Consider the following 26,823-nt stretch of genomic DNA (forward strand, 5'->3'; position numbering starts at 1 on the left):
ACGGTCAGCGCTGGGAGACCCAGTGCAGCGACAGGTCCGTGGCCTTGCGCTCGGCCCTGATCTCCATCCACTCGCCGAGGATCGTGGCGTGGTCCATGACGACCAGGGCGCCCTGGTCGTCATAGGTCGCCCGTTCGCTGACGAAGACCGGGCTGCCCGCCGGGTGCTGCAGCCGCGCCGCGACCAGGGCGGTGAGCAGGGCCGGCCTGACCCGTTCAGTCGCCCGGTGCACTCGCGCGCCGGCGTCGGCGAGCGCGGTGTACAGCGGGGTCTCGGTGAAATCGGTCCCCTTGATCGCCGAGGCGTGCGGCTCGACGATCCAGGAGATCTGGTGGACGGCGGGCCGGCCCAGCAGATGCCGTACGCGTGCCAGCCGGAGGGCCCGGCGGTCGGCCGGCGCGTCGTCCAGCAGCCGGGTGAGCGAGCGCGGGGCCTGCCGGATCGCGGCCGACAGCACCTCGGTCCGCAGGGGGTAACCCTGCCTGCGTAGGTCGTCGCCGAGACTGCGCAGCGTGTCGAGGGGGTACTCCGCACTGGCCGGCGTCACATAAGTGCCGCGGCCGGCCCGCTGGACGATCAGTCCCTCGCCGCTGAGGACCTGCAACGCCTGCCGCAGCGTCATCATCGTCACGCCGTAGAAGGCGCTGAGCTCACGCTGCGCGGGCAACGCCTCGCCCGCGCGGTAGTGGCCCGACTTGATCTTGTGGGTCAGGTCGTCGGCGATGGCGCGGTAGCGGGGCGTACTGCTCATCTGGCTCCCTGGTCGAGTGCGCGTCGAATGCTCGCCACATATTCTCCCAGCTCGCGTGGCCGGGCGCCGTCGAGGAGCTTGCGCATCAGCGCCGAAGCCGCCACGACGCCGTCGGCATGACGCGCCAGCGCGGCGGCCTGCGCCGGGTTGGAGACCCCGAAACCGAACAGGACCGGCCGGTCGGTGAGTTCCTTGAGCTCGCGGCCGAGCCGGGCGGCCTGCTCGGGAATCTCGCCGCGCTCGCCGGTGGTGCCCATGCGGGTCAGGGCGTAGACGAAGCCCCGGCTGCGCTCGGTGATCTCGCGCAGTCTGGCCCGGGAGGAGGACGGAGCGGCGAGCAGCACGAGATCCAGGCCCTCGGCCGCCGCGGCGTCCGCCAGCTCCCCGACCTCCTCCAGGGGCGAGTCGGGCACGATCAGCCCGCGCAGCCCGCTCGCGGTGAGCGCCGCACAGAACTCCGCGGCGCTCTGCTGCACCACCAGATTGCTGTAGGTCATCGCGATGAGCGGCACGTCGACGTCGAGCGTCGCGACCTCCTCGAGGATCCCCCTGACCGTGGTCCCGGCCGCGATCGCCCGGTCGGAGGCCTCCTGGATCGTGACGCCGTCCAGCATGGGATCGGAGAAGGGGAAGCCCAGCTCGACGGCGTCGGCTCCGGCGTCGGCGTAGGCGTGGACGACGTCCGTCCACCCGGGGGTGACCCCGGCGGTGACATAGGGCACCAGCAGGGGACGCCCCGTGCCACGGCGTGCGATCAGGAATTCTTCCAGGGATTCGGTCACAGCAGCTCCTTGATGGAGGCGATGTCCTTGTCTCCCCTGCCGGAGAGAGTCAGCATCACGGTCGACCCCGGCGCGATCTCGCCGGACTTGGCGGCCCGGATCACCCAGGCCACGGCGTGCGAGGACTCCAGCGCGGCCAGGATCCCCTCGGTGCGGGCCAGGCACAGCAGCGCCTGTACGACCTCTTCGTCGTTCACGGTCTCGTAGCGGGCGCGCCCCCCGTCGCGTAGATGGGCGTGCTCGGGGCCGATCCCCGGATAGTCGAGGCCGGCCGCGACCGAATGGGCCTCCGTCACCTGGCCGTCCTCGTCCTGGAGGACCAGCGAGCGGAAGCCGTGCAGCACCCCGACCCTGCCGAAGGTCGCCGCCGCGCCGCCCTCGGCCTCGACCCCGATGAGCCGGGCAGTGGTGTCGACGAAGCCGGCGAACGTGCCCGCGGCGTTGGAGCCGCCGCCGACGCAGGCGACCACGTAGTCGGGCACACCGACGGGGAGTTCGGCGGCGCACTGGGCGCGGGCCTCCTCACCGATCACCCGCTGGAACTCGCGCACCATCCACGGATAGGGATGCGGGCCCATCACCGACCCGATGCAGTAGTAGGAGTTGTCCACCGACGACACCCAGTGCCGCAACGCCTCGTTGCAGGCGTCCTTGAGGGTGCGGCTCCCGGTCGTGACCGGCACGACCTCCGCGCCCAGCACGTTCATCCGCAGAACGTTGAGCTCCTGCCGTTCGATGTCGCGCTCGCCCATGAACACGGTCGCCTTGAGGCCCAGGAGCGCCGCGGCGGTGGCCGTGGCGACGCCATGCTGGCCCGCGCCGGTCTCGGCCAGCAGCCGTTCCTTGCCCATCCGGCGAGCGAGCAGCGCCTGGCCGATCACATTGTTGATCTTGTGTGAGCCGGTGTGCGCGAGATCCTCGCGTTTGAGGAACAGGGTGATGCCGAGCTCATGGGAGAGCCGCCAGGCGGGGGTCAACGGAGTGGGGCGGCCGGCGTAGACCGTGAGCAGGGTGGAGAGCCTGCTGCGGAACTCGGGGTCGCTCCAGGCCTCACGGAACGCCGCCTCGATCTCGTGGCAGGCCGGGATCAGCGACTCCGGCACGTACCGCCCGCCGTAGGTTCCGAACCGGCCGGTGGCGCCGGGGTCGCTCATCGCGCGGGCGGCGGCGGGCACCGTGACGCCCTGCCGACCGGACCAGGACATCTCGCCCATGATCGTCTTCTCTCTCTCGACTGTTCTAGAACAGTAGCTCACGGCCGCCGGCCGGTAAGCCCCGGATCCCGGGGGTCCCAGCAGCAATCGCGGAGAATCCGACGAACTTTCGAGCGCACCTTGCTGTTGTGGCGCGGGCGTCCCGTCGAGGGCATCCAGCTGAGCAGCTCGATGCTCGCCCGCGTGAGCGAGCTGGAGGAGCGGCTGACCGATGCGCGGCTCGACTGCTCCGAGGCGAAACTCCGGATGGGCGGTCGCCGGGAGTGCCGTGCGTCCGGTCAGGCGGTGGCGGTGAGGCGGCGTAGCGCGGCGCGGACCTTCTGGGGGTCGCTCGTCGTCCAGAACGGCGGCAGCGAGTCGCGCAGGAAGCTCCCGTAGCGGGCCGTCGCGAGCCGGGGATCCAGGACGGCCACCACGCCCTTGTCGCTCTGACCCCGCAGCAGCCTTCCGGCTCCCTGGGCGAGCAGCAGCGCGGCGTGGGTGGCCGCGACGGCCATGAACCCGTTGCCGCCCTTCGCGGCGACGTGCCGCTGCCGGGCGGACGCCAGCGGGTCGTCGGGCCGGGGGAACGGGATGCGGTCGATGATCACCAGGCTGAGCGAGGGCCCCGGCACGTCGACGCCCTGCCACAGCGACAGCGTGCCGAACAGGCAGGTGGCGGGGTCCTCGGCGAACTGCTTGACCAGCAGCGACGTGGAGTCGTCGCCCTGGCACAGCAGCGGCACCTCCAACCGCTCGCGCAGCGCCTCGGTGGCGGCCTTCGCGGCGCGCATGGACGAGAACAGCCCGAGCGTGCGGCCGCCCGCCGCCTCGATCAGCTCGGTGATCTCGTCGAGGTACTCCTTGGGAAGGCCGTCGCGCCCCGGCTGGGGAAGGTGCTTGGCGACGTAGAGGATGCCGCTGCGCGCGTGGTCGAAGGGTGAACCGACGTCGAGGCCGACCCAGTCCTTGCGCTTCTGGCCGGTCTTGGGCTCGGGACCCGCCTCGCCGTCGCCGGGCTTCTCGGCGGACGCCCCGGAGGCGTCCTGCTCCGGCCGGGCCTGGAGGCCGCCGTCGTCGGGGCGGGCGGGGCCGAGGCCCCACTGGCGGGCCATGCCCTCGAACGTGCCGCCGAGGGCGAGCGTGGCGCTGGTGAGGATCACGGTGCGGTCGGCGAACAGCTTGTCGCGCAGCATGCCGCCGACGCTCAGCGGCGCGACCTTCAGCATGGCGGGACGGCGGTCGGTCGCCCCCTCCAGCCACACGACCTCGGCCCTGTCGACCTCGGAGTCGCCCCCGAAGGCCTCAAGGATGCGGACGGAGGTGTCGTGCAGCTCGTCGAGCGCGGTGAACGCCGCCTTGCGCTGCCCGGCCTTCTCGGGGTCGTCGTTCTTGCCCCCGCCCCACATGTCGCCGCCGCGCGAGCCCATGGCGGTTATGCAGGCGAACGCGGCGTCGCGGAGAACGGAGAGCGTGTCCCCGAGGACCTGCGGGAGCTGGTCGAGCCGGCCGGGCGGTGCGGCGGCGAGCAGGGCCTTGAGATCCTCGCCGGCCTCCTGCAGGCGGTCGGCCACGCCCTGCTCGATGAGCCGCCCGACGCGGCGTACGGTCGTCGCGACGGCGACCTCGGACAGCTCGTCGGTGACCACGCTGGTCACCCGGTCGACGAGCTCGTGGGCCTCGTCCACCACGACGACGTCGTGCTCGGGCAGGACGGCGAACTCCTCCATGGCGTCGATGGCGAGCAGCGCGTGGTTGGTGACCACCACGTCGACGTTGCCCGCGCGCTCCCTGGCCTGCTCGGCGAAGCACTCGGCGCCGCTCGGGCACCGCTGCGCGCCAAGGCACTCCTTGGCGGTGACGGAGAACTGCCGCCAGGCCTGCTCGTTGACCCCCGGCACCAGCTCGTCCCTGTCGCCGGTCTCGGTCTCCTCCGCCCACTCCTGGATGCGCTGGACCATGCGCCCGGTGGCGCTGACCTCGCGCGGGTCGAAAAGCTGGTCGTCGTCCTCATCGGGCCAGGCGGCCGTCACCTTGTAGCGGCACAGATAGTTTCGCCTTCCCTTCAGGATGGCGAACTGTGGCTCATGGGGAAGATAGTCGGCGAGCGCCTCGGAGAGCCGGGGCAGGTCGCGGTCGACGAGCTGGCGCTGGAGGGCGATGGTGGCGGTGGAGACGACGACGGCGTTGTCCGACTCGATCGCGTGGCGGATCGCGGGCACGAGATACGCCAGCGACTTGCCGGTGCCGGTGCCCGCCTGGACGGCGACGTGCTCGTCGTGCTCGATGGCGTGCCGCACGGCCTGCGCCATCTTCACCTGGCCGGGCCTCTCGGCTCCTCCGACACCGGTGACGGCGGCGCTCAGCAGCTGCTCGACCGGCGGAAGGTCTTCTTCCTCTTCGAACGTCTCCTCGTCGTCTTCGAGGGTGTCGTCGTCGTGCGGGACGACGTCGGTGTCGTCGAGGACGTCGTCGGCGGAGCTGAGGGAGTCGTCGAGCACGACACGCAACGCTACCGGCCCTCGAGGGGTCGCCGCGCCCCGAAACCGGTGGCGACTCGCGGTGCGTTCCGGGTTCATCTCGGCATTCCGGAAGCCGCATCACGCTCCGCGTGGCAGACTGACGGGGCTGGGTCCCGGGGGGTCAAAGAAGATCTACCGTACGCCTGACCCATTGTGGGGCGGGTGTGCGAGGGGTGGCCTGCGGGGTCTGCCATGACAGCGACGCGAACGGTTCGGTAGGGTTTTCTGAGGTCGAGTGGACGAATAAAGGCTGGTTAAAGCACGATGTCTACCATGTCGGAAGTTGTCCCACTGCCATCGTTCGGTGAGGTGTTCTTCGACGCCCGTGGCCAGGAGCGTGTTCTCCGGGTCACCTGGCACGAGGGCACCCTGGTCCTCAGCCTGTGGCGGGGCGAGATGTGCACCGCCAGTTTCCGCATGCCGATGGACGACGTCGGCCGCCTCCTCGACACGCTCGACGAGGGTTACGGGGAGGCGGGCGGGGAGTACCCCGAGGGTGAAGCGGACTACGACGACGAGGCCGAGCACCAGGAGCAGGCCGAGTACGAGGAGTACCACGAGTACCCGGGAACGGGGCAGTACGCCCGCCCGGCCGGCGTTCCCGAAGACCACGACGACGACTACACCCAGGCCCACTCCTACGCCGACGAGCAGGCCGCCTACGCGCGCGGCGCAGCCGGGGGCTACCCCGAGGAGACGGTGCCGGCGCTCGGGCCCAAGGACGTGCTGGTAGCGCGCGGTGCCGCGCCCGCCGTCGACAAGCTGGTCGCCCCGCGCACCCGTCCCGCCGAGTACGCCCCGCCGGGTGACCGCCTCCCGCAGGAAACCGTTCCGCAGGGCCATGGCGAATACCCCCCGCAGGCCGTTCCTCAGGGCGACTACCCCGACTACCCCGCGCAGGCCGTTCCTCAGGGCGACTACCCCGACTATCCCGCGCAGGCCGTTCCGCAGGGCGACTACCCGGTGTCGTCTCAGGGTGACCATCCCGGGTACGCCGCGCAGGGTGACTACCCGGCGCAGCCCGGCTACCCCGCGCCCAGCGACTACCCGTCGAACGCCGACTACGCGGCGCAGGCCGACGCGGCGCTCGGGCTGGTCCCGCAGCAGTTCCCCCCGCAGGCCCCGCCGCCCTTCAGCCACCAGGCCCCGGCCCCGCTGCCGGAGACCGGCCCGCAGCAGGTGCCGCAGGCCGCCTCGGCCGACTACGGCGTCAACCCCGACTACACGCCCCCGAACGGCTACACGTTCACCGGCGACTACGCGGCGCCTGCCGACTTCGCGCCCCAGGGCGAGCAGGGCACGCGGTCCGACTACGGTGCGCGAGCCGACTACGGTTCCCAGGCCGAGTTCGGCGCCGGAGGCCGTTTCGGGCCGCACACCGACTACGGCACGACGGCGGAGCCCGGCTACGGCTCGACGTCCGAGTTCGGCACCGGGGGCGAGTTCGGCGCCACCGGCGAGTTCACGGCCCCGGACGAGTACGCGCCCAGGGGCGAGTACGCCGCCCGGGACGACTACGGGCCCCGGGAGGAGTTCGCGCCCACTGGCGAGTTCGGGCCGAGCGGTGAGTTCGGGTCCAAGCCCGAGTACGGCCGTCCGGCGACCGACCCCTTCGCGTCCGCCGACTACGCCACGCCCCCTCTCGACTACTCGGCCCCGCCGAGTTACGGTTCCTCGCCGGAGTTCCCCCCGCCTCCCGAGTACGGCGGCGCGTCCCGGTACGGCGACGCCGTACCGAGGGAGAACATGATCGTGAACGACTCCCTGCCCTTCGGCCAGCAGGCCGCCCCCGGGCAGCCTGGCCAGGCCTACAGCGCGGCCGGCGAGGCTCAGGGATACGACTGGTCTCCGCAGGTCCCGGCGCAGTCGGCCGTGGACCCGTCCGACCCGCTCGGCCTCGGGTCCCTGGCGCAGTCGCCCGGTGACTTCACCGATCCGCAGCTGTCACGCCCGTACGTGCACGACCCGATGTACACGACCGGCGAGCGCGTCCGTCCCGACGGCAGGCCCCACACCGACGAGGCGGGCCGCCCATACCCGCAGGAGAATGGCCGCGAGTGGTGAGCCGCGGCATATCCTGCTGATCGATGGATATTCCCACAGCGCTCCAGTTCGTGCTGCTCCCCGCCGGTGCGGTGGCCATCGCGGCCTTCGCGCGCCGGCGGGGCTGGCCGGCCCCCCTCCTGCTGGTCCTCGCCGGGCTGGTCGTCGGGCTGATCGGGTCCCACATTCCCGGCATGCCCAAGTACGAGCTCGATCCCGAGGTGGTGCTGCTCGTCTTCCTGCCGCCGCTGCTGTACTCGGCGGCGCTGGACAGCTCGTACCTGCGCCTGCGTGACTTCCGCAGGCCGGTGGGGCTGCTGTCGGTCGGGCTCGTGCTGTTCAGCGCGGCGGTGATCGGCCTGCTGATGCACCTCCTGATCCCCGGCCTCCCGCTGGCCGCCGCCTTCGCCCTCGGCGCGATCGTGGCCCCGCCCGACGCGGTGGCGGCCGTCGCGGTCGCCCGCAGGCTGGGGCTGCCGCGGAAGATCATCACGATCCTGGTGGGCGAGAGCCTGTTCAACGACGCCACCGCCCTCACGGCCTACCGCGTCGCGGTGGCCGCCGTCACCGGCGAAGGGGTCAGCCTTCTGGGGGCCTTCGGGCAGTTCACGTACGCCGCCGGGGGCGGGCTGCTCATCGGCCTCGTGCTCGCGTACGCCTTCGGGTTTCTGTTCAACCGCCTGAAGGACCCGCTGATCACCAACACGATCTCGCTGCTCATCCCGTTCGTGTCCTATCTCGCGGCCGAGGCGGCCGAGGTCTCGGGAGTGCTGTCCGTGGTGGTGGTCGGCGTCTTCCTGGGGCACCGGATGAACCGCGCCGACTACGGCACGCGGGTGGTCTCGTACTCGGTGTGGAAGGTCCTGGACTTCTTCCTGGAGATCATCGTCTTCACGCTGATCGGGCTCCAGCTCCCGCTCATCCTGGAAGGGCTCAAGGAGCAGGATCCCTGGCGCGTCGCGGGGTACTCCGCGGCGATCTTCGCGGCGGTCGTGGTGGCCCGCATCCTGTGGGTGATCCCCGGCGTCCACCTGCCCCGGCTGCTGTTCCGCCGGATCCGGGAGCGCGAGCCGCGGCCGCCGGCCTCCCACGTCGCGGTGATCGGCTGGGCGGGCATGCGGGGCGTGGTGTCGCTGGCCGCGGCCTTCGCCCTCCCGGTCGGCTTCCCGAACCGCGACCTGCTGCTCTTCCTGACCTTCGTCGTCGTGATCGGCACCCTGCTGGTGCAGGGGATGTCGTTCCCCTGGCTGATCAGGAAGCTGGGCGTCACCAGCGACCAGGAGGTCTACAAGGACAACCTCTCGGAGGCGGCGGCCCAGCAGGCGGCGGCCGGCGCGGCGCTCGCCCGGCTCGACGAGCTCACCAAGGAGGGCGTCATCGAGACGCACGCCGAGGTGATCGACCGGCTGCGCAACAACGCCGAGCGCCGTGCCATGGGCGCCTGGGAGCGCCTCGGGGGAGGCATCGGCCCCGAGGGCGAGGAGACGCCGAGCGCGCTGTACCGCAGGCTCCGCCGCTCGATGCTGGAGGCGGAGCGCTCGGTGCTGGTGCGGATGCGCGATGAGCGCCGCATCGACGACGAGGTGCTGCGCCGGGTCACCAGGGAGCTCGACTACGAGGAGGCGACCCTGGCGCGCGACTAGCGGTCACGGTCCTCCGGGTGCCGGCAGGCCGGCCTACCGGGCGGCCTTCGGGTAGCCGACGATCTCGTGCACGTAGCACCAGAGCCAGCTCTCGCCGTTCTGGAACGAGCGCATCACCGGGTGGCCGGTCTGCTCGAAGTGCTCGGTCGCGTGGCGTCCCGGCGAGGAGTCGCAGCATCCGACGTGCCCGCATCGCACGCACTTGCGCAGGTGGACGTAGCGCCTGCCCTCGGCGAGGCACTCCTCGCACCCGTCGGGCGTGCGCGGGGGCGCCTCCGCGTCGATGGTCATGTCTTCACAGTCCAACAGTGATCCCCTCCTCGATCGTGAATCGTAGTGCAGCGCTCGCCCCCCATCCCGCTGGCGGTGTTCTAAAGTGCCTATTTATGCCGATAAATCGGCATAAATAGGCAATGAGGGGAACCATGGGCCAGGAGATGAGCGGTGGGGGGCCGGATCTGCGGATCGGGGTGGCGGGGTTCGGGTTGCGGCGGTCGGTGGCGCTGGAGGCGCACCGGCCCGGGCGGGGCAGCCGCGTCGTCGCCGTCTGCGACCCCCGCGAGGAGGCGCTCGCCGCCGCCCGCCGGGACCTCGGCCCCGGGCCGCGCACGACCGCCGGCTTCGACGGCCTGCTGGAGGACGACGTCGACGCAGTGATCATCCTCACCCCCGACCACACGCACGCCGGCCTGGCCGTACGGGCGCTGAAGGCGCGCAAGCCCACCTTCGTCGAGAAGCCGCTCGCGATCACCCTGGAGGACTGCGACCTGATCCTGCGTACCGCCCGCGAGCAGCGCACCCGGCTCTACGTCGGCCACAACATGCGGCACATGCCGGTCGTGCGCACGATGCGGCGGCTGATCGCCGAGGGGGCCATCGGCGAGGTCAAGGCGATCTGGTGCCGCCACTTCGTCGGGGACGGGGGCGACTACTACTTCAAGGACTGGCACGCCGACCGGCGCAACACCGGCGGGCTGCTGCTGCAGAAGGGCGCCCACGACATCGACGTGATCCACTGGCTGGCCGGCTCCAGGACCACCCGCGTCACCGGCATGGGCGGGCTGACCGTGTACGGCGGGATCACCGACCGCGCCGAGGGGCTGCCCGGCGACTGGTACGACCCGGCGCGCAACTGGCCCCCGCTGGCCCAGAAGGGCCTCAACCCCGTGGTCGACGTCGAGGACCTGTCGATGATGCACATGCGCCTGGAGAACGGCGTCTACGCCGCCTACCAGCAGTGCCACTTCACCCCCGACTACTGGCGCAACTACACCGTGATCGGCACCGAGGGGCGTCTTGAGAACTTCGGCGACACCGAGACCGGGAGCGTGGTGCGCGTGTGGAACGCCGGGAGGCGGGGCTACGACCCCGAGGGCGACCTGACCGTGCCCGTCTTCGCGGGGGAGGGCGGCCACGGCGGCGCCGACCAGGAGCTGGTCAGCGAGTTCGTCCGGTTCGCCCGCGAGGGCGGTGCCACCGACACCTCCCCGGTGGCGGCCAGGGACAGCGTCGCCGCAGGGCTGCTCGCCACCGAGTCGCTCCGCAACGGCTCGGTGCCGCTCGACGTGCCGCCGCTCTCGCCGGATCTGGAGGAGTATTTCTCCGGCGGCCAGCGGTGAGTGAAGTTGGCTAGGGTCTTCACCATGCGATTCATCCCCCTGGCCGCAGCGTCCGCGATCGGTCTCACCCTGCTCACCACCGGATGCAGCACGGTCGACAAAGCCCAGGCCTGCATCGAGGCCAACAAGGTCATCGGCGAGACAGGCGCGAAGGTCGCGAGCCTGGCCAACGACCCGAAGGCCATGGAGAAGGCGCTCGAAGACGGAGCCGCCAAGCTGGAGGACGTGGCCAACACCGCCGGGAACACCACTCTGAACGAGGCCCTGCAAAAGCTCGCCGACAACTTCAAGAAGCTGAACGTCAACAACGCCAACGAGGCCGTGGACGCCACGCAGAAGGTCGCCAACGACACCGCCCAGGCCGTCAAGACGATTGCCCAGGAATGCACCTGACAGGCCCGAATAACCCGTCAACTCTAGGGGGAGTACTCGTAAATTAACCTTTCCTCATGGACATCGAGGGGCACGAACCGGACCCCCGGTTCACGCTGGCCAACGAGCGCACGTTTCTGACCTGGCTGAGCACGTCGCTGGCCCTGAGCGCGGGCGGCGTGGCCATGGCGGCCGTGCCGGGGGAGGTCTTCATCCCCTGGGTGAGCACGGCGCTCGCGGTCGTCCTGGTGCTGCTGTCCGCGCTGGCCGCCGCCATGGCCTACCCCCGCTGGCGTCATGTGCAGCGGGCGCTGCGGCGCCAGGCGCCCCTCCCGCCGCTCGCCTTGGCCCCGTTGTTCGGGTACGGCGTCGCGGTGGTGGCCGTGCTCGCGCTCATCCTCATCGTCGTGGCCCGATGACCAGGCCCGCGCGCCCGGCCGAGAGGGCGGGGCGGGACGGCCTGCACATGGAGCGCACCGCGCTGGCCTGGACGCGCACCGCCACGGCGCTGGGGGCCGGCGGGCTGATCGCGGCCGGGATCGCCGGGCGGCACTCCGGGGACGGCGTGGCCGTGGCCTCGTTCGCGCTCGCCGCGTTGTGCGGCGCGATCCTGCTGGCCAGGAGCGGCGTGCGGCACCGGCGCGTCCAGCGGGCGATTGCGGGGAGCCGCCCGCTGGACGCCGAGGCGGACGCCATGCTGGCGTGGGTGGGCGTGGTGGCCGCCGCCTCGGGCGCGCTCGTGTTCGTGCTCACCCTGCGCTGAGCCGCGCGGGCCTTGACCTTGGTGGTCGTGCGGACGACCACCCCCGCGACCGGCGGGCTCAGCCGTCGCCACCGAGAGTGATCGTCTCGGCGATCTCCTCCGCCCGCTCCTCCTGCTCGGCGGCGAACCGTTCGGCGTCGAGCTTCTCGGCGATGTCCTCGTCCTGCCGCATGAGCGCGTCGAGGTTCTGGCCGGCCATGTCGAGCACACCCATGTCGGCGTACGCCTTCCGCAGGCGCTCGCTCCACAGCCCGATGTCCTTCACGCACGGCACGATGCGGCTGAACAGCAGGGAGCGGAAGAGCTTGAGGTACTCCGACTCGTCGACCGCCTTCATGGCCAGCTTGACCTCGTCCGGTGAGAAGCCCTGGGTCTCCCACTGCTCGACGCCGCGCAGCCGGTCGCGCATGAGGTAGCAGCCCTCGATCACGAAGTCCTCGCGCTCGCGCAGCTCGGCCTCCGACAGCTGCTTGTAGTAGTCGCGCAGCGCCATCCGGCCGAAGGCGACGTGCCGGGCCTCGTCCTGCATGACGTACGCGAGGATCTGCTTCGGCAGGGGCTTGGTGGTGATGTCGCGCATCACCCCGAACGCCGCGAGGGCGAGGCCCTCGATCAGCACCTGCATGCCGAGGTAGGGCATGTCCCAGCGCGAGTCGCTCAGCGTGTCGTCGAGCAGGGCCTTGAGGTGCTGGTTGATCGGGTAGGCGATGCCCACCTTCTCCTGGAGGAACCGGGCGTAGGTCTCGGCGTGGCGGGCCTCGTCCATCGTCTGCGTGGCGGCGTAGAACTTGGAGTCCAGGTCGGGCACCGACTCCACGATGCGGGCGGAGCAGATCATCGCGCCCTGCTCGCCATGGAGGAACTGCGAGAACTGCCAGGCGGCGCCGTGCCGCCTGACCTCCTTGCGGGCCTTCTCGTCCATCTTGTGCCACAGAGGGGTGTCATAGATGGCGATGGACTGGTCGGGAATGCCCAGGACGTCGTAGGGGTCGACCTCGAGGCCCCAGTCGATGCGCTTGACCGAGTCCCACTGCTTGTCCTTGCCCTTCTGGTACAGGGCGAGCATGCGGTCGCGGCCTTCGTCGTACTCCCAGGTGAACCGGGAGGAGCCGGCCATCTCCACGTCCCAGGTGGAGAGCTCGGCGGGGATCGTGTAGAGCTCGTGCGTCGACACAGCGGCCTCCAGTGGAGAACGTACACCGTACGTACAACTGGAGAGTGGCACGTACGCTGTACGTACGTCAATGCGCAGGGAGAGAATGACCTCATGCCAGCCCTCACACGGTCCCGCATCGTCGCAGCCGCCGTCGACCTGATCGAGCGAGAGGGCGCCGACGCGATCTCCATGCGGCGGATCGCGGCCGAGCTCGGCGTCGGGGTCATGTCGCTGTACAACCACGTGCCCAACAAGGCGGCGCTGCTCGACGCGGTGGCCGAGAGCGTGCTGTCCGAGATCACCTTCACCGACGACCCCTCGGCGGAGTGGACCGAGCGGGTGCGCATCCAGGCGCGGGCGTTCCGGCAGATCGCCCACCACTACCCGCGCTCGACGATGGTCGTGGTGAGCCGCCAGCTCAAGTCGCCCGCGGGGCTGTTTCCGGTCGAGCGCGCCCTGGCCACGCTGCGCGAGGCCGGCTTCGACGGCGAGGACGCCGTCGAGATCCTGCGCACCTTCATCGCCTACATCATCGGGTCGCTGCTGCGCGAGGTCGGCGTGACGCCCACCTTCGCCCCCGTGCACCGCGGGGACGTCCAGATGTCCGAGGTGGACACCGCGCTGTTCCCCGAGGTGGGCACGCTGGCGCCGCTGCTCGGCGTGTGCGACCACGAGAAGACCTTCGAGTACGGGCTCGACATGCTGATCCGGGCGGTGGCCGTGCAGCTGGAGGACTCCAGGGAGAGAAGCGCCCGGGGGTGATGTCCCCCCGGGCGCCGGAGTGCGCCCTTCCCCTGGGCACTCCCCTCTCAATACCAGTTGTGCGACTGGAAGTGACCCCAGGCGCCGCAGGGCGAGCCGTAGCGCCCCTTGATGTACTTCAGTCCCCATCGGATCTGCGTGGCCGGGTTGACACGCCAGTCGTGCCCGATGCCGACCATCTTGTACCCCGGCAGTGCCTGCGGGATGCCGTAGGCCCCTGACGAGGGGTTCTGCGCCCGGTGGTTCCAGTTGCTCTCCCTGGTCCACAGGCTGTCGAGGCAGCGGAACTGGGTCACCGGCCAGGATCGCTGGGTGACCAGGCGGTACGCGATCGCCTTGTTCCTGCCCTTGGGCGTCCTCGGCGCCCATACGCGCACGTTCGGATGCGCCGAGGTCCTCCACACCCCGCGGTGCACCCGGATGGGCATCCTCCTGGCGGCCCTCGCCACCCTGGCCGCCGTCACCGTCGCCTTCGGGGCTCCGATGAGCTCGGCCATTCCCGCGAGCCCCGCGCGGGTCCAGATCGGCCTCGCCGCCGGCGTCGTCCTGATCCAGGCGGGCCGGGCGCGGGACCAGGCCGTGCTCGCGGGCCGGCCGGGTAGAGCGGTCGCTCCTCGCGGTGCGGCGACGGAAGCCGTCGTCGCGTTCGCGGCATCGAGTGGAGCGAGGATCTCCGGAGCCAGTGGCGCCGGAGCGAAGGGGGCCTTCGCGGCGGTCGCGCCCGCTGGGGCGCCTGCCGTCGCGGGGCCCATGGCGGGGCCTGCCGTCCCGGCCGAGGTGGCTGTCGCCACTTCGGCCGGGGCCGTCTCCAGTGCCGTCTCGACCGGTCCGGTCTCGGCATTGGCTGGTTCTGCTGTGCCGGTGATGGCGTCGGCCGTTCCCGTAGACCCCGCGAGGGCCTGTGCCGGTCCGGCCGTCCCGTTCAGGGCGGCGGCGGCGATGACGGCCGCGACTGCGCCACGAAAAGCGCGGTTACTGTCCAAATCGGTCCTATTCATCGGGTCGCGTGCGGAAGGCGGCCGCACGTGGGCGGCCACCTCCGTCGCACGCCCGTGGCTCGGGCGTGCGACGTCCGCGTGGCCGTTCCGATTCGGTTGAAGACACTGGTGTCCCCGGAAGGCGCCGCGACGTGTTCTAGGGCGGTTTCTAGTGGCCGATCCGCCCGCGGCCCGCGATTCGCGACACGCCTGGGGCAGTTGTTTGCGATCATCGCGGTACATCTCTTCCGTATCGCGGGGGCGCGTTGGCCCGTGTCGTGCCCCACATGATCACCACATGATCCAGAAATGCCGGGCGGTTGAGGTTTGGCGCGGTACCGCCCGTGGACACGGGAACGTCGGGACCCGCCGCCCGGCGAGCCGCCCACGGCGCGTATGCCTGACTAATGTGGCTTTATGAGTCTTAGGGATATTTCGGTGCGCACACTGGATGACGCGCCCACCACGCTTGGACAGCTCGTCGGCGACAAGGCCACCCTGGTGGTCAACGTGGCGTCGAGGTGCGGCCTGACCCCGCAGTACGCCGGCCTGGTCCGGCTCCAGGAGCGGTTCGGCGACCGGGGGTTCACGGTCGTCGGCGTGCCCTGCAACCAGTTCGCCGGACAGGAGCCCGGATCGGCCGAGCAGATCCAGGAGTTCTGCGTCACGACCTACGGAGTGGACTTCCCGCTGCTGGAGAAGCTCGACGTCAACGGCGAGGGCCGCCACCCGCTCTACACCTCGCTGGCGGCCGTCCCCGACGCCTCGGGTGAGGCGGGAGACGTGGCGTGGAACTTCGAGAAGTTCCTGCTCGACCGCGAGGGGAACGTCGTCGCGCGCTTCCGTCCCCGCACCGACCCCGAGGACGCCGCGGTCGTCAAGGCCATCGAGAAGGTGGTCGGCTAGCGGCGGCCCTCAGCGGCGCGGCCCGCAGCTTCCCCTGACGATCAGCTCGGTCGGCAGGGTGACCGTGCGCGACCGGCGTCCCTCGCGCAGCACCAGCTCGGCGGCGCGGTACCCCATGTCCTGGGCGGGCTGAGAGATCACGGTGAGCGGGGGATGGCACAGCTCCGCCCAGGGCACGTCGTCGAACATGATCAGCGAGATGTCGCGGGGGATGCGGAAGTCGAGCTCCCTGGCCGCGAGGACGGCGGCCTCGCCCAGCATGTTGCCCCCGGCCAGCACCGCGGTGAGGTCGGAGCGGTGCTGGAAGAGCCCGGCGGCGGCGGCGTACGCCGAGTCGCGGGTCGCGTGCGCGCGCACGATCAGCTCCTCGTCGACCTGGACTCCGAGCGCGGCCAGCGCCTCGCGGAACGCGCGTACGCGCTGCGACTGGCCGTGCCGTGACAGGAAGGCGATGCGCCGGTGCCCGAGACCCGCCAGGTACTCGACGGCCGTGCGGACCCCCGTGCGGTCGTCGGTCACCACGGACGGGACGTTCTCGCGCCCCTGCACCGGGCGCTCGGCGAAGACCACACTCAGCCCGGCACGGAACGCGGGCCCCCACATCTCGCCGTCGCCGCACGGCACCGCGATCACCCGCTCCACGCTCTCCTCGAGCAGCGAGCCGATCAGCTCCGCCTCCCGCTCGGGGTCGTCGCCGGTGGTGCCGATCATGACCGGCTCGCCGGCCGACTGGGCGCAGGCGAGCACGCCGTCGGTGAGCCTGCCGTAGAAGGTGTCGGTGATGTCGGGGACGAGGAGGCCGATGCCCCCGGTGCGCTGCCGGCGGAGGTTGCGCCCCAGGGCGCTCGGGCGGTAGTCGAGCCGGGCGGCGGCGGCCAGGACCTTCTCCCGCGTGGCCGCGCTGGCCGAGCCCGTGCCCGACAGCACGCGCGAGACGGTCGCCACCCCGACCTCCGCCGCCTCGGCCACGTCCTTGATGGTCGTACGGCGCTGTCCACTCACCTTCATGGAAACGATTCCATCATGGTTTCCACGCAGGAGCAAAGAACGGAACGCCGTCTGAACAGCGTGAGGAGCCTATATTTCGGAAGGGCTTGACAGAGATGTCCGGTTCAGATGAGATTCATGAAAACGTATCCACATCCCGGCGGCACCCGGACGCACGAAGGACTGTCATGGCATCAATCGTTCTGCGCAACGTTGACAAGATCTATGCCGGCGGTGTGAAGGCTGTGAACGGCCTCAACCTGGACATCCACGACGGCGAGTTCATGGTCCTCGTCGGCCCGTCTGGTTGTGGTAAGTCCACGGCGCTCCGCATGATCGCCGGCCTGGAGGACATCAGCGGCGGCGAGATCGCCATCGGCGACCGGGTGGTCAACCACCTGCCGCCGAAGGACCGCGACATCGCCATGGTCTTCCAGAACTACGCGCTCTACCCGCACATGACGGTCGAGGAGAACCTCGCCTTCGGCCTGAAGCTCCGCAAGATGCCGAAGGCCGAGATCGCCAAGCGCGTTCAGGAGGCCGCCAAGATGCTCGGCCTCGACCAGTACCTCAAGCGGAAGCCCGCCGCCCTGTCCGGTGGCCAGCGCCAGCGCGTCGCCATGGGCCGCGCGATCGTCCGCGAGCCGCAGGCGTTCCTCATGGACGAGCCGCTGTCCAACCTCGACGCCAAGCTCCGCGTCTCCATGCGCGCCTCGCTCAACCAGATGCACGAGCGCCTCGGCGTCACCACGGTCTACGTCACGCACGACCAGGTGGAGGCCATGACCCTGGGCGACCGGGTCTGCGTGCTCCGCGACGGCATCCTCCAGCAGGTGGACACCCCGCAGAACCTCTTCGACAGCCCGGTCAACCTGTTCGTCGCGGGCTTCATGGGCTCGCCGTCGATGAACTTCGTCAACGCCGAGCTGGTGCGCGGCGACTCCGGCGCGGCGGTGTCGTTCGCCGGCCTCAAGCTGCCGGTCCCCGAGTCCACCTTCGCCGAGAAGCCGGGCCTCGACCAGTACTTCGGCAAGAAGCTCATCCTCGGCATCCGTCCCTCCGACTTCGAGGACGCCTCCGCGGCCAACGGCAGCTCCACGGGCTGGGCCCACATCCCCACCCGCGCCGAGGTCACCGAGGAGCTGGGCAGCGAGATCAACGTCCTGTTCCTCATCGACGCCCCGCCGGTCGAGCACAAGGACACCGTGGCCGCCCAGGACACCGGTGACGACGAAGAGGCGGCCGTGCTGCCCCTCATCGGCGACAAGTCGCTGTGGACCGCCCGCGTCAACGCCCGCAGCCACGTCCGCCCCGGCCAGAACGTCGACCTCGTGGTGGACACCCAGAACCTCCACTTCTTCGACACCGACAGCGGTCTGGCCATCGGCCACTCCGCCAACGTCGGCCGCTGACCCGGGGCCGCGTTCCACGAGGCCTCCAGTAAGAACCGCTCTCCCCAGCGAGAAGCCCCCGCCGTGAACCCCTCCCACGGCGGGGGCTTTTTGGGCGACAAGCTCCGGTGATGCTTCGGTAAAGGCCGCGAGTCGGACAGGTACCCCCTCCGGCGACGATCGATATACATGCTTCTAGGGAAACGTTGCCCGTATTCGGGCCATATTTCCGTGGTCTGAATTATCGCCGTCGGGGAGTTCATATGGCTGGGAAACGCGCGGTGCCTGTTCTGTTCGCGCTGGTCGCCGGATGTGGGGCGGTACTCGGAACGGCCGGAACGGCCGTCGCCGGAACCGCACTGCCGTCATCGTCGTACGCTTCGAATCCGAATCCCTATCCGCCGCGCCCTGCCACTCATGTCAAGAAGGTGTTCGACGAACTCGACGACCACCACCATGCGGCGGACGGCGACGAAGTGATCCAGGGCGGCAAGATAATTCGCGAGGAGCACTCGGATGACGGCGGAGGGCATCACTCCGGTGGGTATCACTCCGGTGGTGGCGAGTCCGGTGGTGGGGCCGTCGGCCACGAGGCGGGAGGCAACCAAGCCGGTGGTGGCGCACCCGGTGGTGGCGCACCCGGCGGCGAGAAGCCCGGCGGCCGGAAAGCGGGTAACAGGCTGCCGTTCACGGGAGCGCCGGTGGGTGCTCTGGCGGGGATCGGCGGTGGCCTTCTGGCAGCGGGTACCGCCGGCGTTCTGATCTCCGTACGGCGTCGCCGATCCGCCGGTGCGCGGTAGGCGTCGTCGCCGGGTCGTCGCAGCCGTATCGCTCCCCGTCGCGGCCTTGGTGCTGGTCGGGGGCTGGTCGGTCCATCTCGGTCTCGGCGTGCGCGACCACCTTCAGGCGACCAGGGACGCCCTGGAGCATCTACGAGCGGTGATGAGCGCCCGTGACCTCGACCGGATGGCCGTGACGCTGGCGACCGCGCAGCGTCACGCGGCCGAGGCCCGGCGCCTCACCAGCGGTCTCGACTGGTCGCTGATCACCCACCTGCCCTTCGTGGGTGACGGCGCGACGACCGTGCGGGGCCTGGCCGAGACGGCCGCCGAGATCACCGACGTGCTGGCCCGCGTGCAGCGGACCGGCACGTCGTTCCTCGCGGCCGGGGCGGGCTCCGCGGACGACATGCGCCAGTTGCTCGACGGCCTTCGCACGGCGGCCCCGGTTCTCGACGACGCGGAGGCCCGGCTCGCACGGGTGCGCACCCGCCTGGTGGCCACCCCGGCTCGTACCGGGGCGGCCAGCCTGGACCAGGCGCGGGGAACGGCGCTGTACGAGCTGGACCGGTTGCGCCGCTGGATCGGCGGCGCCGCCACCGCCGCCACGGTGATCCCGCCGATGCTCGGCAACGATGGCCCGCGTCGCTACTTCCTGGCCTTCCAGACCAACGCCGAGTCGCGGGGGACCGGTGGCCTCGTGGGCGCTTTCGGCGTCCTTTCCGCCGACCACGGCCGGATCGCCGTCAAGCGGCTCGCCGCCAACACCGGTCTGGACGGCAGCCCGCGCCCGGTCGCCGACCACGGCCCGGCGTTCCGCGCGCGGTACGGGGCCGGCGCGGTCGAGTTGCTCTCCGTCTCGAACCTCTCCCCGCACTTTCCCTATGCCGCGAAGACCTGGACCGCGCTGTGGGAGCGCCAGACCCGCCAGCGGCTGGACGGCGCCATCGCGATCGACCCGGTCGGCCTGTCCTACCTGCTCGGCCTGATCGGGCCGGTCACCCTTCCCGGTGGGGAGAAGGTGACCGCGACGAACGTCGTCGACCTGACCGAGCGCGCCGCGTACGCCCGTTACACCGACCCGGCGGCGCGCAAGCGGTTCCTCGTCGGGATCGCGAAGGCCGTCAGCGAGGCGCTGCCCAGGTCCTTCGAGGACCCATCCCGGGTGCTGCCCGTCCTGAAGCCCATGGTGGAGGAGCACCGGATCCAGATGTGGAGCCGCCACGACGCCGAGCAGCGGCGCCTGTCCTCCACCGCGCTCGGCGGCGTGCTGCCGCGCCGGCCAGGACCGTACGCGGGACTGGTGGTCAACAACTCGGCCGGCGGGAAGCTCGACTACTACCTGAACCGGTCGCTCGACTACGAGCTGGGCCCGTGCCAGGCCGGGCGCCGCTCCACGATCGTGCGGGTCCGGCTCACCAACGACGTGCCGCGCGGGCCGCTGCCCTCCTACGTCACCGACAGGCTCGACGCTCCTCCGCGTCCCCGTCCCGTCGGTTCCAACCTGCTGTGGGTGTCGCTGTACGCCGGGGTCGGGGCCGAGATCAGGGCGGTGTCCGTCGACGGCGACCGGGTCTCGGTCATCAGGGAGGTCGAGCGCTCGCATCCGGTGTACTCGACCTTGCTGGAGCTGGACCCCCGCCAGTCGCGGACACTGCGGTTCGATCTCGTGGAGCCCGCCTCCGCGGAGCCGCCGGTGGTCCCGGTGCAGCCTCTGGTCCGCCCGCAGTACACCCGGATCACTCCCGACGCGCGGGGGTGCGTTCGCTGATGACCACGGTGCCCGACAGCTCGGCCGGGACCGTCCCTCCGGTGCCTCCCGGGCACGCGGGCTGTGGTCCACGATGCTGGCGAGACGCGGGAGCGGCGCCCGCGGCGCCGGAGGAGGCGCGTTTCCGCATCCTGTTCGTGTGCACGGGCAACATCTGCCGCTCTCCGCTGGCGGAGCGGCTCACCAGGTCGGCTCTCGGGCCGTGCCCGGCGGTCGAGGTGACCAGCGCGGGGACCGGCGCCGAGCGGGGGAGGCCGATGACCGAGCGCGCGCAACGGGTGCTGACCCGGTTCGGGGCGGACCCCGGAGGCTTCCGTTCCCGCCCGCTGACCCCTGAGCTGGTCGCCGCGGCCGATCTCGTGCTCACCGCAGCCTCGGAGCACCGCGCCCGCACGGTGGAGATGCGCCCCCTGGCCGCCGCGCGGACGTTCACCTTGGTCGAATTCGGCACCCTGGCCCTGGCCGTGCCGGCCGAGGTGGTCACCTGCCACCGGGATGCCGTGCACAGGGCCCGCGCGCTGGTCGCCGAAGTGAGGGCGCTGCGCGGGCTGGTCCGGGTGGACCGGCCCGACATCGCCGACCCCTACGGTGGCCGCTCGCGGGCCTACCGGGTGGCGGGACGGCGGATCGCGGAGTCGCTCGCCGTCCCACTCGAGTTGCTCACACGTTCACCGGGGTCTTGACCTCGGCCCTGGCCTGGTAGCCGTACCCGTAGTACGCGGCGCGCTTGCCCGGCGCGAAGTTGAGCACCGCTCCGACGAGCCGGGCGTTGATCGAGGACAGTGTCTCCACGGCCCGGACGAGGTGCTCCCGCCGGGTCTTTCCGTACCGGGCGACGAGCAGCGTTCCGTCGCAGATGGCCGCGAGCGCCGCGGCGTCGGTGATGGGGAGCAGCGGCGGCGCGTCGATGATCACGATGTCGTGGTCGTCCACGAGCTGGGAGAGCACCGCGCGCATCCCGCGCGAGCCGAGCAACTCGCTCGGGTTGGGCGGGATCTGGCCGCCGGGCAGTACGGACAGGCTCGGCTCGCCCCAGGTCTGGATGACGTCCTGCAGGCGCGCCTTGTCGATCAGCACGTCGGTGAGACCGACCGAGCCCTCGATCCCGAGGTAGTCCGGGATGCGCGGGCTGCGAAGGTCGCCGTCCACCAGGATCACCCGCCATCCGGCCTGGGCCAGTGTGATCGCGAGGTTGGCCGAGGTGGAGGACTTGCCCTCGCCCGGCAGGCAGCTCGTGACCACCAGTGATTTGGGCTGCCGGTCGACTCCGATGAACTGCAGGTTGGTACGCAGCGAGCGGTACGCCTCCGACCTGGTCGACCGGCCGTTCTCCCGGACGATCAGGGGGAACCGGCGCGCGTCCCTCTCATAGGTGATCACCCCGAGGACCGAGCTCCTGGACATCTGCTGCAGGACCTCGGAGGTCTTGACGGTCGTGTCCAGCCGGTCGCGCACGACGAGCGAGCCGAACGCGAGCAGCAACGCGATCAGCACGGCGAGCGCGATGTTCACCACAGGACGGGGACTGACCGGGGTCCTCGGGACGTCGGCCGGGTCCACCACCGTGATCTTGACGGTGGGAGAGCTCTTGGGCGTGGGCCGCTCGATCTGGTCGATCAGCCGGGTGAACTTGGCGCCCAGGGCGTTGGCCAGGCGGGCGGCGCGTGCGGGGTCGCCATCGGTGACCATGGCTCTGAGCAGCATGGTGGCCGGTATGGCCTCCGCCTTGACGCCGGCCTGCAGCCGCCGGACGTCCTCGCCGCCGGCGATCTGGCTGATCACCCGGCGGCTGGTCAGCAGGTTGGCGTAGGACTGAACCCTTTGCGTCGACAGCATTCCCGCCTGGTACGCGGTGGTGAGACTGCCCACCTTGTCGTAACCGGAGACCATCATGGTGATCGTGGCGACGTACTTCGGCGGTGTCTTCGCGGTCACGACAAGCGCTGCGCCCACCGAGAGGACCAGCGACAGGATGACAAGCGGCCAGTTCCTGCGCGCGAGCCGTATGAAGTGGAGCAGATCCACCGGATCATCGCCGCCTTTCGGTGATCTTCGGAAGGTTTTCCAGGGGTTGGGCCGGGGGGTACACGCTGACGCCCTGCAGCAGGGAGATGAGGATGGTGGCGATCCCGCCCACCACGATCGCCGCGGTGAGCGGCGGGATCCAGCTGAGGGCGACGGCCAGGCAGAGCGCACCGGGCAGCGCCGTGATCATGCCGAGGGTCGCGGGAACCGTCCGCGCGCCGAGGCCGACCCGGCGGAGCCGGTGGGAGACATGGTCGGTGCCGCCTGACAGCGGCGAGCGACCCGCGCGTATCCGGGACACGAGTACGACGACGGTGTCGACGACCGCGACGAAGGTCCACAGGAGCAGCCCGGCCACGGTCATGACGACGCTCTGGCCCGCCACGAGGACTATCGCGGAACAGGTGAGGACGAACCCAATGAAAAGGGAGCCGGTGTCTCCCATGAATATCTTCGCGGGCGGCCAGTTGTGCGCCAGAAAACCCAGGCACGCGAAGGCCAGCGCCCCCAAGAGCACCGCGAAGGACTGCTGGGAGTTCACGAGGGCCGCTCCGCCGAGGAAGGCGGCGGTGACCGTGCCTACGGTGCCCAGTGCTCCGTCCATGTTGTCCAGCAGGTTGAAGGAGTTGGTCATCAGGACGATCCACATGACCGTGATGGGCTTGTCGACCCATGTCTGGGTCAGCGTGATGTGGAGGCCGGAGAGCACGACCCCGCCCGCCGCCACCGACTCCACGGTCAACCGGGTGACCACGGGCAGCGACGCGACGTCGTCGATCAGGCCGAGCGCGGCGACCGCCGTCGCGGCCAGCAGGATCACGGTGATCCGCCGGTCGGAGAGCCCGAGCACCACGGCCGTGGGCACGACCGTGCTCAGGACGATCGCGATTCCGCCCAGGTAGGGGGTGGGCTGGTGGTGCGCCTTGTACCCGCCGGGACGGTCGGTGAGATCCCACCGCAGTGCGAGGCGCCTCAGCGGCGGAGCGATCGCAGCGCTCAGCAGGCAGGCGGCCGCGGCGGCCAGGGTGATCGCTCCGTTCACCGTGCGGACACCGCGAGATCCTCGCGGGCCTCGCTGATGATCTCGGTCAGCATCGTGTCCAGGTCGCGGCGGGGCGTCCAGCCGGTCAGCTCCCACAGCTTGGTGGTGTCGGGAACTCTGCGGGTCATGTCCTCGAAGCCCTGTTCGTAGGCCTCGTGGTAGGGGATGAGATCGATTCCTGACGTGGATCCCACGCGCTCGATGATCAGCTTGGCCAGTTCCAGCATGCTGATCTCGTCGGCGGATCCGACGTTGAAGGTCTGCCCGATCGCCGCCTCGTCGTCGAGCAGCCGAAGGAGCGCGTCGACGGCGTCCCCGACATGGACGAAGCAGCGGGTCTGGGTCCCGTCGCCGAAGACGGTGAGCGGGATGCCGTTGAGCGCCTGCCGCACGAGGCGGGGGATGACCATGCCGTAGGCCGCGCTCTGCCGTGGCCCGACGGTGTTGAACAGCCTCACGATGATCGTCGGCAGGCCGCGTTCCTTGTGGTAGGCGTTGGCGAGGATCTCGTCGACGGCCTTGGCGGTGCTGTAGGCCCATCGCACCACCGCAGGGCTCCCGAGGATGCGGTCGGAGTTCTCCCGCAGGGGCCCGGAGGAGTTCTTGCCGTAGATCTCGCTGGTGCTGGTGACGAGGATCTTACGGCGATAGCGGTGCGCGGCCTCGATGACGATCTCCGACCCGCGGATGTTGGTGGTCAGAGACCGCAGGGGCTGGTCGACGATCAACTTGACACCGACGGCGGCGGCGAGGTGCACGACGACGTCACACTGGTGGACCAGTTCGTCGACCACCAGCTCGTCCAGGACGGACCCCTGCACGAACCGCAGCCTGGGGTGTGGGCGGAGATTGCCCAGTCGTCCGGTGGACAGATTGTCAACGACCACGACGGAATCACCGCGAGCGAGCAACGCGTCGGCCAGATGCGAGCCGACGAAGCCGCTCCCTCCTGTGATCAGATAGGTGTTCCCTATTTGGGTGCTCACCGACTTCTCCCATTACATATGCGAGGCTGATTGGGAACTCATCGCCTGGTCGAACCAGGTCACGGTCATGCGGAGTCCGTCGGCCAGCGTCATGGGACGCACGCCGGGGAAAAGATGGCGGAGCAGGCGGGTCGATGCCTGCGACTCGCGGATGTCACTCGCCCGTGGTCGGAGGAACGTCGTGTCGATCCGCCGGCCGAGCACCTCGGCCAGGACGTCCTTCAGCTCCAGCAGCGAGACGCGGGTGCCGAACGCGAGGTTCACCGGCTTGTCGCTCGTCACCCGCTGGAGGGTCGCCTGGACGAGGACGTCGGTCACCGATCCCACGTAGGTGAAATCCCGCGACTGGCGCCCGTCGCCGTGGACCGGCAACGGGCGGCCGTCGAGCGCCGCCGACACGAACACCGGGATGACGGCCGCGTAGGCGTGCCCCGCCGGCTGCAGGGGACCGTAGACGTTGAAGAAGCGGAAGGGCAGAACCGGCAGGCCGAAGCTCTCCGCGTACGCCAGGGCGTAGGCCTCCGTCGCGAGCTTGCTCACGCCGTAGGGGCTGAGCGGCCGGGTGGGGAGGTCCTCGTGCTTGAGCCGCTCCCTGCAGGCGCCGTAGACCGAGGAGGAGGACGCGAGGATCACGTGGGGCCTGGTCGCCCGGCAGGCCTCAAGGACCTGAAGGGTGCCGGTGGCGTTGACGGCATGGGTGGCCAGGGGATCGTCGAGGGACCGCGGCACCGAGGCGCGAGCGGCGAGGTGGATGACCGTCGTGGCGTCGGAGACCAGGGGCCGGAGCACATCCGGATCCAGGATGCTGCCCAGCACGAAGTCCACGCCGAGGTGGTCGATGTTGTGCAGCCGCCCGCTGCTGAGGTCATCCAGCACGGTGACGCCCTCGACCTCCGGCCGGCGCCTGAGCGCATCGCAGAGGTTGGCGCCGATGAACCCGGCGCCCCCGGTGATGAGGATTCTCACATGTGGCTCGTCTCTGGGACCGGGCGCCGCCGGGACGCGCCGTGGAGTGTCCGGTAAAGCGCTTCGGTGTCGGCGACGAGGCGTTCCACGCCGAACGCGGCCGTCGTCCAGTCGCGGGCGCTCCGGCCCATCCGGTGCGCGAGCGCGCGGTCGGACAGCAGCCGGACGACGTGCGCCGCCAGCTCGTCCACGCGCGGCGCGGCGAGCAGGCCGGTGTCCCCGTCACGTACCACCTCGGCGACGCTTCCCACGCGGGTGGAGACGACCGGTATCCCGGCCATGCCCGCCTCGATGAGGCTCAGCGGCGCGCCCTCGTTGTCGGACGTCAGCAGGACCACGTCGGCCGCGGCGTAGACGGTCTCGACATCGGCTCTCCAGCCGAGCAGATGGAAGGATCCGCGGATGGGGCGGATCCACCGTTCCAGGTCTTCGAGCAGCTCGCCGCCTCCGCAGACGACGAACCGGCAGTCGGGCACGCGCCGCAGCACCGCCTCGGCCACGGCCACGAACCGGTCGGGCCGTTTGATCCGGGTCAGCCGGCCGACGTAGGCGACGACCGGCGCGTCGGCGGCGAGCCCCAGGGCGTGGCGAGCCCCGGCGCGGCCGGGAACCGGGCCGAGCCGCACCCCCGGCGGGATCACGACGTACTGCTCCGGCCGCCCGATCCCGGCCTGGAGAAGGTCGTCACGGATCTGGGAGCCGACGGTCACCAGCCGGTCGGACAGGGTGGCGAGGAACCGTTCCGCGCGCACGTACGCCCAGCGCTTGGGCCCGGAGAAGTATCCGTCCAAGAGGTGGCCGTGGAACACGTGGACCCTGGCCGCTCCGACACCGGACACCGTGACCGCCATACGGCCGAGAGCGCCCGCCTTGGTCGTCCGGGTATGCACGATGTGCGGCCGGAAGGCGCGCATGGCGCCGGCCAGCCTGTGGAGGGCGCGGAGATCTGCGGTCGGATCGATGGACCGGCCGAGGCCGGGCACCCGGTGGACCTGGACGGCCACCTTCCGCAACCGGAGGCGGTCCTCCTCGCCGCCGTGGACGTAACCGGTGTACAGGCGATGGTCGAACTCCTCCTGGTCGAACAGCTCGCAAAGCCCCGACACCTGGGTGGCGGGGCCGCCTACGTTCATCCGGGCGATGATTTCCATGACACGAATCGGACTGGTCACATCCGAGAAGCTAGCTCGCTGTTTGATCTGTTCGCCGACACCGTCATGGTGGTGGCGAAATGTTTTCCCTATCCCTACCCGGACATGATCGAAACGCATTCCCAGAGGCCGCCGACCTCATAAGCCGGCGAACGCCGGAGGCGGGCGGAAGCGGTGGCGCGGGCATCGTGATTCAGGTGATGAGCACCCGGTTGCCTAGTCCGAAATCGGTGTTC

Annotated in this window: 26 protein-coding genes; 13 read left to right on the plus strand and 13 right to left on the minus strand. The window is 70.5% G+C overall.

Annotated elements, in window-relative coordinates:
- Positions 1 to 4: 4 nt before the first annotated feature.
- From ACOZ38_RS13270 to trpB, 3 genes are read right to left on the minus strand one after another with little or no spacing between them, the layout of a single operon-like run.
- Complete coding sequence (locus ACOZ38_RS13270) at positions 5 to 751, minus strand: GntR family transcriptional regulator (protein WP_424530745.1); 747 nt, start codon at positions 749 to 751, stop codon at positions 5 to 7.
- On the minus strand, positions 748 to 1,533 hold the full coding sequence (trpA, locus tag ACOZ38_RS13275) for a tryptophan synthase subunit alpha (protein ID WP_424530746.1): 786 nt from the start codon (positions 1,531 to 1,533) through the stop codon (positions 748 to 750). The genes ACOZ38_RS13270 and trpA overlap by 4 nt, the downstream gene beginning before the upstream one ends.
- On the minus strand, positions 1,530 to 2,747 hold the full coding sequence (trpB, locus tag ACOZ38_RS13280) for a tryptophan synthase subunit beta (protein ID WP_424530747.1): 1,218 nt from the start codon (positions 2,745 to 2,747) through the stop codon (positions 1,530 to 1,532). Before trpB ends, trpA begins: the two co-directional genes overlap by 4 nt.
- On the opposite strand from trpB, the gene ACOZ38_RS13285 reads away from it, so the two are divergent.
- Positions 2,718 to 3,125, plus strand: coding sequence for a BTAD domain-containing putative transcriptional regulator (locus tag ACOZ38_RS13285; protein ID WP_424536998.1), 408 nt, complete (start codon positions 2,718 to 2,720; stop codon positions 3,123 to 3,125). The two genes, trpB and ACOZ38_RS13285, sit on opposite strands and share 30 nt — an antisense overlap.
- Here the strand turns inward: ACOZ38_RS13285 and ACOZ38_RS13290 are convergent.
- Positions 3,026 to 5,095 (minus strand): ATP-dependent DNA helicase, encoded by a 2,070-nt coding sequence (locus ACOZ38_RS13290; protein WP_424536999.1) that lies wholly within the window; start codon positions 5,093 to 5,095, stop codon positions 3,026 to 3,028. The genes ACOZ38_RS13285 and ACOZ38_RS13290 overlap by 100 nt on opposite strands.
- A gap of 426 nt (positions 5,096 to 5,521) precedes the next feature.
- On the opposite strand from ACOZ38_RS13290, the gene ACOZ38_RS13295 reads away from it, so the two are divergent.
- Entirely contained in the window at positions 5,522 to 7,312 is a 1,791-nt protein-coding gene (locus ACOZ38_RS13295; protein ID WP_424530748.1) for a hypothetical protein, read from the plus strand.
- A gap of 23 nt (positions 7,313 to 7,335) precedes the next feature.
- On the plus strand, positions 7,336 to 8,934 hold the full coding sequence (locus ACOZ38_RS13300; RefSeq protein WP_424530749.1) for a Na+/H+ antiporter: 1,599 nt from the start codon (positions 7,336 to 7,338) through the stop codon (positions 8,932 to 8,934).
- Positions 8,935 to 8,967: 33 nt separating this feature from the next.
- On the opposite strand, the gene ACOZ38_RS13305 is transcribed toward ACOZ38_RS13300, so the two are convergent.
- A complete protein-coding gene (locus ACOZ38_RS13305; protein ID WP_424530751.1) occupies positions 8,968 to 9,225 on the minus strand; it encodes a UBP-type zinc finger domain-containing protein in 258 nt (85 codons plus the stop codon).
- Between the two features lie 122 nt (positions 9,226 to 9,347).
- Between ACOZ38_RS13305 and ACOZ38_RS13310 the strand changes: the two genes are divergently transcribed.
- Genes ACOZ38_RS13310 through ACOZ38_RS13325 form a run of 4 tightly spaced genes read left to right on the plus strand, consistent with a single transcriptional unit; the run spans position 9,348 to position 11,688 of the window.
- Positions 9,348 to 10,553 carry a Gfo/Idh/MocA family protein gene (locus tag ACOZ38_RS13310; protein ID WP_424530753.1) on the plus strand — a complete coding sequence of 402 codons (1,206 nt, stop codon included), beginning with the start codon at positions 9,348 to 9,350 and terminating at the stop codon, positions 10,551 to 10,553.
- Positions 10,554 to 10,577: 24 nt separating this feature from the next.
- On the plus strand, positions 10,578 to 10,946 hold the full coding sequence (locus ACOZ38_RS13315; RefSeq protein ID WP_424530755.1) for a hypothetical protein: 369 nt from the start codon (positions 10,578 to 10,580) through the stop codon (positions 10,944 to 10,946).
- A gap of 56 nt (positions 10,947 to 11,002) precedes the next feature.
- A complete protein-coding gene (locus ACOZ38_RS13320) occupies positions 11,003 to 11,344 on the plus strand; it encodes a YidH family protein (RefSeq protein ID WP_424530757.1) in 342 nt (113 codons plus the stop codon).
- Complete coding sequence (locus ACOZ38_RS13325) at positions 11,341 to 11,688, plus strand: DUF202 domain-containing protein (RefSeq protein ID WP_405146774.1); 348 nt, start codon at positions 11,341 to 11,343, stop codon at positions 11,686 to 11,688. The genes ACOZ38_RS13320 and ACOZ38_RS13325 overlap by 4 nt, the downstream gene beginning before the upstream one ends.
- A gap of 58 nt (positions 11,689 to 11,746) precedes the next feature.
- Here the strand turns inward: ACOZ38_RS13325 and ACOZ38_RS13330 are convergent, their stop codons facing one another.
- Positions 11,747 to 12,862 (minus strand): ferritin-like domain-containing protein, encoded by a 1,116-nt coding sequence (locus tag ACOZ38_RS13330; RefSeq protein ID WP_424530759.1) that lies wholly within the window; start codon positions 12,860 to 12,862, stop codon positions 11,747 to 11,749.
- Positions 12,863 to 12,955: 93 nt separating this feature from the next.
- On the opposite strand from ACOZ38_RS13330, the gene ACOZ38_RS13335 reads away from it, so the two are divergent.
- Positions 12,956 to 13,606: a TetR/AcrR family transcriptional regulator C-terminal domain-containing protein gene (locus ACOZ38_RS13335; protein WP_424530761.1), complete on the plus strand. Its 651-nt coding sequence runs from the start codon at positions 12,956 to 12,958 to the stop codon at positions 13,604 to 13,606.
- Positions 13,607 to 13,653: 47 nt separating this feature from the next.
- Here ACOZ38_RS13335 and ACOZ38_RS13340 read toward each other — a convergent pair whose 3' ends face one another.
- Positions 13,654 to 14,589, minus strand: coding sequence for a hypothetical protein (locus ACOZ38_RS13340; RefSeq protein WP_424530763.1), 936 nt, complete (start codon positions 14,587 to 14,589; stop codon positions 13,654 to 13,656).
- Positions 14,590 to 15,000: 411 nt separating this feature from the next.
- Between ACOZ38_RS13340 and ACOZ38_RS13345 the strand changes: the two genes are divergently transcribed.
- Positions 15,001 to 15,489 carry a glutathione peroxidase gene (locus tag ACOZ38_RS13345; RefSeq protein WP_424530764.1) on the plus strand — a complete coding sequence of 163 codons (489 nt, stop codon included), beginning with the start codon at positions 15,001 to 15,003 and terminating at the stop codon, positions 15,487 to 15,489.
- 9 nt (positions 15,490 to 15,498) lie between these two features.
- Here the strand turns inward: ACOZ38_RS13345 and ACOZ38_RS13350 are convergent, their stop codons facing one another.
- Complete coding sequence (locus ACOZ38_RS13350; RefSeq protein WP_424530766.1) at positions 15,499 to 16,497, minus strand: LacI family DNA-binding transcriptional regulator; 999 nt, start codon at positions 16,495 to 16,497, stop codon at positions 15,499 to 15,501.
- Between the two features lie 167 nt (positions 16,498 to 16,664).
- Here ACOZ38_RS13350 and ACOZ38_RS13355 point away from each other — a divergent pair, with 167 nt between their 5' ends.
- The 4 genes from ACOZ38_RS13355 (at position 16,665) to ACOZ38_RS13370 (ending at position 21,100) form a co-directional block, all read left to right on the plus strand.
- On the plus strand, positions 16,665 to 17,888 hold the full coding sequence (locus ACOZ38_RS13355) for an ABC transporter ATP-binding protein (RefSeq protein WP_405146786.1): 1,224 nt from the start codon (positions 16,665 to 16,667) through the stop codon (positions 17,886 to 17,888).
- A 242-nt stretch (positions 17,889 to 18,130) separates the two neighbouring features.
- Complete coding sequence (locus ACOZ38_RS13360) at positions 18,131 to 18,667, plus strand: hypothetical protein (protein ID WP_424530768.1); 537 nt, start codon at positions 18,131 to 18,133, stop codon at positions 18,665 to 18,667.
- 49 nt (positions 18,668 to 18,716) lie between these two features.
- Complete coding sequence (locus tag ACOZ38_RS13365; protein ID WP_424537000.1) at positions 18,717 to 20,417, plus strand: DUF4012 domain-containing protein; 1,701 nt, start codon at positions 18,717 to 18,719, stop codon at positions 20,415 to 20,417.
- A complete protein-coding gene (locus tag ACOZ38_RS13370; RefSeq protein ID WP_424530770.1) occupies positions 20,417 to 21,100 on the plus strand; it encodes a hypothetical protein in 684 nt (227 codons plus the stop codon). Before ACOZ38_RS13365 ends, ACOZ38_RS13370 begins: the two co-directional genes overlap by 1 nt.
- Here the strand turns inward: ACOZ38_RS13370 and ACOZ38_RS13375 are convergent.
- The 5 genes from ACOZ38_RS13375 to ACOZ38_RS13395 are packed head-to-tail and all read right to left on the minus strand — an operon-like array spanning position 21,078 to position 26,569.
- Positions 21,078 to 22,442 (minus strand): polysaccharide biosynthesis tyrosine autokinase, encoded by a 1,365-nt coding sequence (locus tag ACOZ38_RS13375; RefSeq protein WP_424530772.1) that lies wholly within the window; start codon positions 22,440 to 22,442, stop codon positions 21,078 to 21,080. The two genes, ACOZ38_RS13370 and ACOZ38_RS13375, sit on opposite strands and share 23 nt — an antisense overlap.
- Before the next feature lie 4 nt (positions 22,443 to 22,446).
- Complete coding sequence (locus tag ACOZ38_RS13380) at positions 22,447 to 23,484, minus strand: MraY family glycosyltransferase (RefSeq protein WP_424530774.1); 1,038 nt, start codon at positions 23,482 to 23,484, stop codon at positions 22,447 to 22,449.
- Positions 23,481 to 24,470 (minus strand): NAD-dependent epimerase/dehydratase family protein, encoded by a 990-nt coding sequence (locus ACOZ38_RS13385; protein WP_424530775.1) that lies wholly within the window; start codon positions 24,468 to 24,470, stop codon positions 23,481 to 23,483. Before ACOZ38_RS13385 ends, ACOZ38_RS13380 begins: the two co-directional genes overlap by 4 nt.
- Positions 24,471 to 24,482: 12 nt before the next feature.
- Positions 24,483 to 25,436, minus strand: a complete 954-nt coding sequence (locus ACOZ38_RS13390) for an NAD-dependent epimerase/dehydratase family protein (protein ID WP_424530777.1) — start codon at positions 25,434 to 25,436, stop codon at positions 24,483 to 24,485.
- Positions 25,433 to 26,569: a glycosyltransferase gene (locus ACOZ38_RS13395; protein ID WP_424530779.1), complete on the minus strand. Its 1,137-nt coding sequence runs from the start codon at positions 26,567 to 26,569 to the stop codon at positions 25,433 to 25,435. Before ACOZ38_RS13395 ends, ACOZ38_RS13390 begins: the two co-directional genes overlap by 4 nt.
- Between the last annotated feature and the right edge of the window lie 254 nt (positions 26,570 to 26,823).

Origin of the sequence: Sphaerisporangium viridialbum (assembly GCF_049674955.1) — a bacterium.
GTDB lineage: Bacteria > Actinomycetota > Actinomycetes > Streptosporangiales > Streptosporangiaceae > Sphaerisporangium > Sphaerisporangium viridialbum.

What these genes read in the sequence shown, in the direction of transcription:
- ACOZ38_RS13270 (WP_424530745.1), bottom strand. Translation starts at nt 751, where the DNA reads ATGAGCAGTACGCCCCGCTACCGCGCCATCGCCGACGACCTGACCCAC.
- trpB (WP_424530747.1), bottom strand. Translation starts at nt 2,747, where the DNA reads ATGGGCGAGATGTCCTGGTCCGGTCGGCAGGGCGTCACGGTGCCCGCC.
- ACOZ38_RS13295 (WP_424530748.1), top strand. Translation starts at nt 5,522, where the DNA reads ATGTCGGAAGTTGTCCCACTGCCATCGTTCGGTGAGGTGTTCTTCGAC.
- ACOZ38_RS13300 (WP_424530749.1), top strand. Translation starts at nt 7,336, where the DNA reads ATGGATATTCCCACAGCGCTCCAGTTCGTGCTGCTCCCCGCCGGTGCG.
- ACOZ38_RS13305 (WP_424530751.1), bottom strand. Translation starts at nt 9,225, where the DNA reads ATGACCATCGACGCGGAGGCGCCCCCGCGCACGCCCGACGGGTGCGAG.
- ACOZ38_RS13310 (WP_424530753.1), top strand. Translation starts at nt 9,348, where the DNA reads ATGAGGGGAACCATGGGCCAGGAGATGAGCGGTGGGGGGCCGGATCTG.
- ACOZ38_RS13315 (WP_424530755.1), top strand. Translation starts at nt 10,578, where the DNA reads ATGCGATTCATCCCCCTGGCCGCAGCGTCCGCGATCGGTCTCACCCTG.
- ACOZ38_RS13320 (WP_424530757.1), top strand. Translation starts at nt 11,003, where the DNA reads ATGGACATCGAGGGGCACGAACCGGACCCCCGGTTCACGCTGGCCAAC.
- ACOZ38_RS13325 (WP_405146774.1), top strand. Translation starts at nt 11,341, where the DNA reads ATGACCAGGCCCGCGCGCCCGGCCGAGAGGGCGGGGCGGGACGGCCTG.
- ACOZ38_RS13335 (WP_424530761.1), top strand. Translation starts at nt 12,956, where the DNA reads ATGCCAGCCCTCACACGGTCCCGCATCGTCGCAGCCGCCGTCGACCTG.
- ACOZ38_RS13345 (WP_424530764.1), top strand. Translation starts at nt 15,001, where the DNA reads ATGAGTCTTAGGGATATTTCGGTGCGCACACTGGATGACGCGCCCACC.
- ACOZ38_RS13350 (WP_424530766.1), bottom strand. Translation starts at nt 16,497, where the DNA reads ATGAAGGTGAGTGGACAGCGCCGTACGACCATCAAGGACGTGGCCGAG.
- ACOZ38_RS13355 (WP_405146786.1), top strand. Translation starts at nt 16,665, where the DNA reads ATGGCATCAATCGTTCTGCGCAACGTTGACAAGATCTATGCCGGCGGT.
- ACOZ38_RS13360 (WP_424530768.1), top strand. Translation starts at nt 18,131, where the DNA reads ATGGCTGGGAAACGCGCGGTGCCTGTTCTGTTCGCGCTGGTCGCCGGA.
- ACOZ38_RS13370 (WP_424530770.1), top strand. Translation starts at nt 20,417, where the DNA reads ATGACCACGGTGCCCGACAGCTCGGCCGGGACCGTCCCTCCGGTGCCT.
- ACOZ38_RS13395 (WP_424530779.1), bottom strand. Translation starts at nt 26,569, where the DNA reads ATGAACGTAGGCGGCCCCGCCACCCAGGTGTCGGGGCTTTGCGAGCTG.